A 9,246-nucleotide genomic window follows, 5' to 3' on the forward strand; every position below is an offset into this window, starting at 1 on the left:
TTAAATAACTCTTCTGCTTTTAATCAATTATGATTATCCTGCATGCCGGAAGGGATGAAAAACAGTTTTTTGTATGGGGCGAAGGCCCTGCTGAAGAGGAGAATTTAGCAGTTAAACGGGGAAGGCCCCCAAAAAATCCTGTGGAAAAACCCTATCTTTTCGATGCAGGTGTTGAAGGTCTTTCCTCTGCCTTTGAGGTACTTTCAGTCGACATCGGCCGGAGAAAGGCAAAAAATATTACTGTCTGGATGCCAACCCGCGCCGGAAGTCCCATCCCTTCAAGCCCTCTAATTGCCGACACTCCGGATTCGAAGGCAAAGTTAACCCTGTCTCCCTGGAATGTTTCTGCATACCTTCTGGAAGCCGGCGAGCTTACGGACTTTCTCTGCACCTGTATGGGAAAAAAGGTCCTGGCCCCCGGCATAATTCCTGGGAATGACCTCATCTGGTGGGCGGAAGCCCTTAAATTTGCAGGTTCTCTGGCAACCGGACAGAAATACCTGCCAGGCGTCAGGGTTGAGGACGGAAAATACGTGGCTATCTGGGAACCTGTATTTGCCGGAGAGGATGCGGAAAGGCTGGTAAAACTTGCAAAGCAAATGCCCCCTGTCGCCAGGGCTCTTACTCAAAATCCCACTCCTGAGCTTTTAGCCCAACCTCCTGAGCTTCCAGCCCAACCTCCTGAGCTTCCAGCCCAACCTCCTGAGCTTCCAGCCCAACCTCCGGAAATGCCTGCAGTTTCTGTGCTCCGGGAGTTTATTGCCGGGTCTCTTGACAACATTGTCCGCTCTGCGTTTGAGAAAAAAGAGCTCCCTGAAAAGAAGCACAAAAAGCCTTCATCTCCTTCTTTTGACAGCATCCATGATGCCTGGGTCTACGCCCTGCAAAACCAGGACAGGCTAATCCACGGAGACGAAAATGAGATTATTCAACTTGCAGCCCGGACCCTGGAGTGGCAGCGCCCCCTCGCCATCCTGACCACTTCTCCTTTCAGGCTCTGCTTCCGCCTGGAAGAACCTGAAGAAGGGGAGGAAGGGGAAGAAGAGGAAGTACCTGAAGGAGGGGAAGAAACCGAAGTAGCTGCGGGCATAGAAGTCCCGGAGAGTCTGTGGTACATCCGCTATCTACTCCAGCCATATGAAGACCCAAGCCTCTTGATCCCCGTAAAAGAAGCATGGAAGCCAAAAAAGGGAAGCCCATTGAAAAGGTATGACGTGAAAAACATTCGCCAGTTCCTTCTCTCATCTCTAGGGCAGGCAGCCTGCATCAGTACAGGAATTGCTGCCAGCCTTGAGGTTCCCAACCCTTCCGGCTATGCCCTGGACAGCCGGGGAGCGTATGAGTTCCTGACCGAAAAAGCAGCGGCTTTGAGCCAGGCTGGTTTCGGAATGCTGCTTCCGGGCTGGTGGACCCGTAAAGGTACAAAAGCCTATTTAAGAGCCCAGGCAAAGGTCCAGGGCAAGCAGCAGCAGCCCGGAAGTGGGCTGACCCTTGACAAAATAATCGACTTTGATTGGGAAATTGCCCTCGGGGACAGGGCGCTGACCATTGAAGAACTGCTGGCCCTGGCAGAGCTCAAGTCTCCGCTTGTGAAGATCCGCGGGCAGTGGGTCGAGGTAAACGATAAGGAAATCCGGGCTGCCCTTGAGTTCTGGAAAAAGAACCCACATGGGGAAGCAAGCCTGCGGGATGTTGTAAAGATGGCGCTTGGAGCTTCCGAAAAAGCCGAAGGTTTTGACTTTGAAGGGCTCAACGCGACAGGCTGGATCGAAGAACTTATCCATCAGCTGAAGGACAGGGCAGGGTTTGAAGAACTCAAAGCTCCGGAAGCCTTTTCCGGGACGCTTCGCCCTTACCAGGTCCGCGGGTATTCCTGGCTTGCTTTCCTGCGGCAGTGGGGGCTTGGCGCCTGCCTTGCAGATGACATGGGGCTTGGGAAAACCATCCAGACCCTTGCCCTTATCCAGCGGGACTGGGAACAAGTTGAAGCCCGGGACCGGAAACCTGTCCTGCTTGTCTGTCCGACTTCAGTGATCAATAACTGGAGAAAAGAGGCGACGAAGTTTACTCCGGGACTTCCTGTAATGGTTCACCACGGCGTCAGCCGAAAAAAGGAAATGGAGTTTATGGAGGAGGCACAGAAACACGCTATTGTTGTCTCAAGTTACGGGCTCCTTCAGAGGGATATCAAGTTCTTAAAAGATGTCCCCTGGGCAGGAGTTGTGCTTGATGAAGCCCAGAACATCAAGAACCCGGAGACTAAACAGGCAAAAGCGACCCGGGCCCTGGAGGTGGATTACCGGATAGCCCTTACAGGGACCCCGGTCGAGAACAATGTGGGAGACCTCTGGTCCATCATGGAGTTTTTAAACCCGGGCTTCCTTGGAAACCGTGCAAGTTTTAAAAGAAACTTCTTTATCCCTATCCAGGCTGAACACGACCAGGATGCTACCCAGCGGCTAAAAGATATAACAGGCCCCTTCATCCTCCGCCGCCTGAAAACCGACCAGTCGATCATCTCCGACCTGCCGGAGAAAATGGAGATGAAGACCTACTGCACGCTTACAAAGGAGCAGGCTTCCCTTTACGCCGCAGTCCTCAAGGATGTGGAAGAAGCAATAGATGAAGCCGAGGGTATCCAGAGAAGAGACATCATCCTCTCTACGCTTATGAGACTCAAACAAGTCTGCAACCACCCTGCCCAGTTCCTTAAGGACAACTCCAGCATCCCGGATAGGTCCGGAAAGCTTGCAAGGCTTTCGGAAATGCTTGAAACCATCCTTGAAAACGGGGAAAAAGCCCTTGTATTCACCCAGTTTGCGGAGATGGGCAGGATGTTAAAAGAGCACCTGCAGGAACGTTTCGGCTGTGAAGTAATCTTCCTGTACGGAGAAGTTTCCAGAAAGCAGCGGGACCGGATGGTCGAGCGCTTCCAGGAAGGAAAAGAGTATCTCCCGATCTTCATCCTCTCCCTCAAAGCCGGAGGTACGGGGCTTAACCTGACCGGAGCCAACCATGTCTTCCACTTTGACCGCTGGTGGAACCCGGCTGTGGAAAACCAGGCTACTGATAGGGCGTTCCGTATCGGGCAGACGAAAAACGTTGAGGTGCACAAGTTCATCTGTGCAGGCACCCTTGAAGAAAGAATCGACGAGATTATCGAGCGCAAAGTACAGGTTGCAGAAAACGTTGTCGGCACAGGTGAAGGCTGGCTGACGGAACTTTCCAATGAGGAATTGAAGGACCTGTTTGCCCTTAGAGAAGAAGCGGTAGGTGAATAAAAATGGCAGCTTATCGGGATGATTATGGTTATTACAAGCCCACAACACCCATTGAGGTAAAGGGTGGGATCAAGGCAAAATCGAAACGTGGAGGCTTTGCCCAGAGCTGGTGGGCTAAACGCTGGATTCAGACCCTTGAAAGCTTTAACATCGGGGCCAGGTTGACCCGCGGAAAAAGCTATGCCAGAAAAGGCCAGGTAACATCCATAAAGATAGAAACGGGGCTTGTGAAGGCAAAAGTCCAGGGCTCAAAGCCGAAACCTTATTCCGTTACAATTAAGGTCAGGACCCTGAACGGTTCCGAATGGGATCTCCTTGCCGAAAAACTTTCCCTGAAACCCATCTTTGCAGCAAAGCTCCTAGCAGGTGAGATGCCGGAAGACATTGAAGCTGTCTTTGAAGAATCCGGACTTTCCCTCTTTCCCGAAACGCTCGATGACCTTGAAACCGACTGTTCCTGCCCGGACTGGTCCAACCCGTGCAAGCACATCGCAGCCGTCTACTACCTGCTCGGGGAAGAGTTTGACAGGGACCCCTTCCTCATTTTCAAGCTAAGAGGAGTGGATATGGACGATTTCATGTCCCTTCTGGGAAGAGGCCCGGACCTGGAATCCGGGGAACAGGCATCGGAATCCGGAATATATATCAAAGAACCCGACAATGAAATTGAAACTGAAACTGGAGCCAAAGCTAGAACTGGAGCCAAAGCTAGAACTGGAGCCAAAACCAGAACCGGAGCCAGAACCGGAACCAGAACCGGAGTCGGAGCAGAAACTGGAACTGTAGCTGAAATCGGGGGTGGAATAAAAACTATAGCTGAGACCGGAACCAGAACCGAAGCAGAAACATCTCCTTTTTCCCCAGCGCCCCTGCCCCTTGAGCCGGAAGCCTTCTGGGGCAGATCTCCGGAAAGCCCTGAAGAGGAAAAGGGTCCCAGCCTCAAAGCCCACATCCCTCCGGTCCCGGCAGCCCTCCCGAAAAGGCTCGGGAAATTTCCTTTCTGGCGTGGGGAAGAGGATTTGCTTGAGGTTCTGGAAGAGATCTACAGTAAAGCTTCACCTGCGGGGATGAGGGTCTTTTTAGGGGAGAGGAAATGAATATCTCCTGCCCTTTTCCTAAGGGGTAAAGTTTTCTGCTAACGAATACAAATATACGGGTAAGGCAAATTGTCAGGATAAAATTTCCAGATCAGAATTAGATTGCCTTATAGGAAAGATACTTACGTGGGGGGTACAATTGAAAATAAAATATATATTACTGATGTTTTTGCTTATAGTATGCCTTATTGGCATTTCAGGCTGTACAGACTCGGGGAATTCCGAACCAGAGGTCCCTGACCCAGATTCTCCTGAACCCATTTCCGACGTCTCAACTATTCCCAAAGCTTCAGGGAGCACTTCAACTGAAATCCTAAATAAAACCGTCAACATCACAGGTGAAAGCCAGGCCTATCCTGCCTATACTGCTGCTCCGGCTGCAGAGGGAAAATACCCGGCTGTGGTGCTGATTCATTCCTTTAACGGGTTTGAAGCAGGATACCAGGAAATGGTGGACATGCTGGCAGCAGACGGGTTTGTGGTGGTCGCTCCTCAGTGGCAGACCTATTCCCGTTCTCCTCCTGATTCAGAAGTGGAAGCCCTTGTCAGAAACAGCGTAAGTTACCTTGAGGGCAGGGATGATGTTGATCCGGAGAAACTGGGCCTTACCGGCTTTTGTGCAGGCGGCAGATATACTATGCTCTTCCTGCCCCAGATCAAGGAGTTCAAGTCAGGAGTTGCCTGGTATGGTTTCCCTTACTCAGGCGGGTCTGAGATCCAGCCAAATGAGCCGGCAAGCCTGATAAACCAGCTTGATGTGCCTATGCTTATCATTCACGGAACCCGTGACGAACCAAGCAATATCACAGACATCTACAGATACGCCGGCGAACTGGATGCTGCTGACAAATACTTCGAACTGAAAGTTTACCAGGGGGAACCTCACGGCTTCATGATCAAAGACGGCAGGCTTTCAGAGAGTTTTGTCGCACAGGACGCATATGGGGAGATGACAGATTTCTTTAACAGGACGCTGAATTAAGAGACCCTGGATAATTCATCTCAGTGACCTGAGAGGGTAATCCCTCTCATCGATTTATTTTATCTGGCGAGCTTATTTTAAATAGGGTTACAGGTTTATCTCCCGAAGCGGGAAGACTCCTTCCTCGGACAATCCGGTAGATGAGAGCGTCAACTTCCCCACAATCCGAAGATAATAATTTCGTATATCTCCATATAGTTACAAAGAGTATATTATAAAGATGCTTCGAGGTAACAGATACCGAATTTACCCTAATAAGGAGCAAAAATCTCTTATGGAAAAACACTTCGGTAGCTGTCGTTTTGTCTATAATAAACTCCTTGAAATCAAATCGTTAATGTATAAAAAATTCAGAATAAGTCTCTCGGAATTTGACCTTAATAATTACCTCTTAGTTTTGAAAGAAGTGTATCCCTGGTTGAAAGAAGTTAATGCAGGAGCATTGCAACAAGCAAGTAGAAACCTTAATTCAGCGTTTAATCATTTTTTCAAAGATGAATTAAGGTATCCTCAAAAGAAACACAAGAAAGATCACCATTTTTCCTTTCAAATTCCTCAACACTATAGCATTAACTTTGCAACTTCCAAAATATTGTTACCGAAGTTGGGTTGGATAAAAGTTAAGATGCACAGACCGCTTTTTAAAGAAATGGAACTAGAAAGCGATATTATTAAACATGATAATAATGCTGAATTTCTGAGAACATTAACTGTTTCCAGAACTCCTACAGGGAAATATTATGTTAGTATTTTAACTGAGGATGGAGAAAAACTTCAAGAAAAACAAGAATATTCTCATGCTACAATGGTAGGGGTAGATGTAGGAATTAATACTTTTGCCGCCTGTTCTAATGGGGAAAAAATAGATAATCCTAGATTCTTGAAAGCTTCTTTGCAGAGGTTAAAATTCTTACAAAGGGAAGTATCAAGGAAAGTAATAGGATCAAATAACCGGAGAAAAGCAGTAAGAAAATTGGCGTTAATTCATGAGAAAATAAGTAACCAGAGACATGATTTTCAACATAAAGTTTCAACTAAGCTAATAAGCGAAAACCAAGCAATAGCTGTAGAAACTTTAAATATTAGTGGAATGAAAAAGAACCACAAATTAGCGCAAGCAATATCAGATTCAGCATGGTATAGTTTCGTACAGAAGTTAATGTATAAAGCTGAATGGGTTGGAAAAACAATAATAAAGATAGGTCAATGGGAACCTTCCTCTAAAAATTGTAATGTTTGTGGTTATCATAATTCCGAATTAAGTTTAGATATTAGAGAGTGGCAATGTCCTGAATGTGGAACTTTCCATGATAGAGACATTAATGCCGCTATCAATATTAAGAAAATTGCTGTAGGGACTACAGTTTGAGCCTGTGGACTTGGAAAAAACGGCAACCGTCAAGTATGAAGCAGGAAGCTCCTTCCTCAAAAACTTGAGCTATTAAGCGAAAGTTTTAGGGAGGGGTAGTTCACTTTCGAATAAATGTAATTTCCGATTACTTTTTAAAAAACTGTAATTAAAAAATGTAATCGGAATGGAATAAATATATTTAAAAAATAACTTTCCGATTATTATTTAATATTTTTAAAGTACTTGTCGAGTTCTTCCCAGTCGACAATGTTCCAGAATCCTTCTATGAATTTGCCCCTATCATTCTTGTAATCAATATAGTAGGCATGCTCCCACACATCAAGAGCCATGACTGTTTTATCGATTCAAATACATGTTAAATCGCCATACGGTAATTTTAAATGAAGAATATAGTTGTATGTCGCATCTGTCTAAATATAAAAGATCAAATATAAAATGTTAAAGATAACAGATCAAAGATAAAAGATTAAAGGTAAAAGATACAAACTATGAGATACTTTTGTAGAAATGTATTCGGGTTATTCACCAACTAATTGTGCTTTATAAAAAGTGAAAACGAAAATTCATTCAGGGATAAAAAATGGTAAACACATTCTCCCACCTGGGAGTCGGCTTTCTGATTGCTCTGGCTCTTGGCTTCAAAGGAAAAAAACGTAACGTTCTGGGATTCCTGTCAATCCTCCCTGACCTGGATTTCATCCCGTACATCCTGTTCACCCTCGTCAGCGACAGCGTAAGCCATGAGACCCGAAACCAGCTCTTTTACCTGCTGGGCCACAGGGAGTTCATGCATTCCATTCTTTTCATCCTGCTTGTCACGTCTCTTATCTGGCTTAAGACAAAAGACCACCTTTTTACGGCTGCCGGGTTTGCAGCCATCTTCTCCCACGTCTATCTGGATTACGCCACCAGCTGGAAAATGCGCCCCTTATACCCTTTCAGCACTGATACGTCCATCATGGGAGCAGTTTACTTCTTCGACCCACTGGCAAACCTCCTTCCTCTGCTGCCCCTTTTTGTCGTATTTGTGGGATATTTGAAAAGCCGGGGGAAATGGAACGGCAAATTCAAGAACTTCTGTACCTTTGTCACCGAAAACCGGCGCAGCTTCTATAAAACCCTTGCAGTTGTGCTGGTGGTCTGGCTTACAGTGCTGCCGGTGGCAAAAATATTTCTTGTGAATAATATTTCCGACGCAGAGGGTACAAAAATCAGCTATCAGGATACCTACCCTTCCTCGCCCGGAAAGTTCCTTACCGCATATTCCTATAACTCCACATACTACAAGATTATGGAAGTCAGCTACTGGTCAGGGATCGAAAGAAGCGATTATATTGAAAAAATCAACGTGACCGGCGATGTCCCCGGTGCCTCCGCTTACACCGAAAGATCCGAAAATCTGTACCTGACAGGTGTCCCTCAGGAAGTCGATTATCCTGTTTATTCGGTTTCGGAAGAAAACGGCTCGGTAACTGTCATGCTGAGTGATGCCAGGAATCCCTATGTTGGGATGTGGGCGTATTTTAGAACGGTTTACAGGTTTGTTTTTGATACGGAGAGCGGGGATTATGTGGCATATGCAAGTATGCAGGGGGAAAAGGAAGAGAAATTGGGGAATAACTGGTTTGGATAAATCAAGATTGGTTTATGTGTTTTCGATCTGAAATATTATATATTCTCAAAAAAGTTTCATTGATTTCAGATTAGTATATATATAAAGGATGTGGAGATAAAAAACGTTCCTGCCAAACCTAAAAATGTTTCTTTTTTTATAAAAATTATCTGATAATTTAATATATGATTCAGTCAATTATAAAATATGAATTAATATATTCGTGTGGGGAACATGTTTGAGGAACTACTGTTTTTTACAATTTCTGAGAACTCTATTTATGCTAACAGTTTTCTCGAATATCTGACTCGGTTATTTACTTTAGTATATTTTTCGAATGGATTATTCCTTCAAATTTCATTTCCGGTTAATATATCGTATATAAATGGAGTATTTACCTTTGTTACTTCTTTTCTATACACAGTAATCTTTCTAGTAATAATTTCCATAAAGTTTTGGATATTACACATAAATGGAATACTTATATCTTTTACTTTTTTTCTAGACAAAGTAATCTCTTTACTAGTATCTTTTATAGAGTTGTTTATAATTATTGTTGTTCTTATTTTTATACTTGGGCTAATCAGTTGGTTTTCAAAAGAAAGCGAAGGGATTGTAATTTATCCTTTTGAAGTTTGTGATGATCTGAAATCATATAATGGAAAGTTCTTATCTGAGTGCCTGATTGTTGAGTCGAACAGAATTCGGAAAATTCATCAAAAAGCTAATCAAACTTTCAAGTGTAGCAGTCATGAAAGAAGCGTTTTCACCAATAAGCTAGTGTCGAGTCAACAGCGAAATGTCGTGAAGAATATATTGTATACTGTTCATAATGAATCCAAGAGGATCAATCATGAATAGATACACTGTGACACTTACCGAAGATGAACGTGAAGCCCTTT

6 protein-coding genes are annotated in these 9,246 nt (G+C 45.0%); 5 read left to right on the top strand and 1 reads right to left on the bottom strand.

Annotated elements, in window-relative coordinates:
- The first annotated feature begins 29 nt into the window (after window positions 1-29).
- The 4 genes from PHF18_RS02045 to PHF18_RS02060 all read left to right on the top strand — a co-directional run bounded on the left by PHF18_RS02045 (window position 30) and on the right by PHF18_RS02060 (window position 6,729).
- Entirely contained in the window at window positions 30-3,281 is a 3,252-nt protein-coding gene (locus PHF18_RS02045) for a DEAD/DEAH box helicase (RefSeq protein WP_300097644.1), read from the top strand.
- A 2-nt stretch (window positions 3,282-3,283) separates the two neighbouring features.
- Window positions 3,284-4,378 carry an SWIM zinc finger family protein gene (locus PHF18_RS02050; protein ID WP_300097646.1) on the top strand — a complete coding sequence of 365 codons (1,095 nt, stop codon included), beginning with the start codon at window positions 3,284-3,286 and terminating at the stop codon, window positions 4,376-4,378.
- A 139-nt stretch (window positions 4,379-4,517) separates the two neighbouring features.
- Window positions 4,518-5,360: a dienelactone hydrolase family protein gene (locus tag PHF18_RS02055; RefSeq protein ID WP_300097648.1), complete on the top strand. Its 843-nt coding sequence runs from the start codon at window positions 4,518-4,520 to the stop codon at window positions 5,358-5,360.
- 220 nt (window positions 5,361-5,580) lie between these two features.
- Window positions 5,581-6,729 (top strand): RNA-guided endonuclease TnpB family protein, encoded by a 1,149-nt coding sequence (locus PHF18_RS02060; RefSeq protein WP_300097649.1) that lies wholly within the window; start codon window positions 5,581-5,583, stop codon window positions 6,727-6,729.
- Between the two features lie 203 nt (window positions 6,730-6,932).
- On the opposite strand, the gene PHF18_RS02065 is transcribed toward PHF18_RS02060, so the two are convergent.
- Entirely contained in the window at window positions 6,933-7,061 is a 129-nt protein-coding gene (locus PHF18_RS02065; protein ID WP_367279125.1) for a Fe-Mn family superoxide dismutase, read from the bottom strand.
- A gap of 251 nt (window positions 7,062-7,312) precedes the next feature.
- Between PHF18_RS02065 and PHF18_RS02070 the strand changes: the two genes are divergently transcribed.
- Window positions 7,313-8,365, top strand: a complete 1,053-nt coding sequence (locus tag PHF18_RS02070; RefSeq protein ID WP_300097651.1) for a metal-dependent hydrolase — start codon at window positions 7,313-7,315, stop codon at window positions 8,363-8,365.
- The last annotated feature ends 881 nt before the right edge of the window (window positions 8,366-9,246 follow it).

The organism is Methanosarcina sp., assembly GCF_028693135.1.
Classification (GTDB): Archaea; Halobacteriota; Methanosarcinia; order Methanosarcinales; family Methanosarcinaceae; genus Methanosarcina.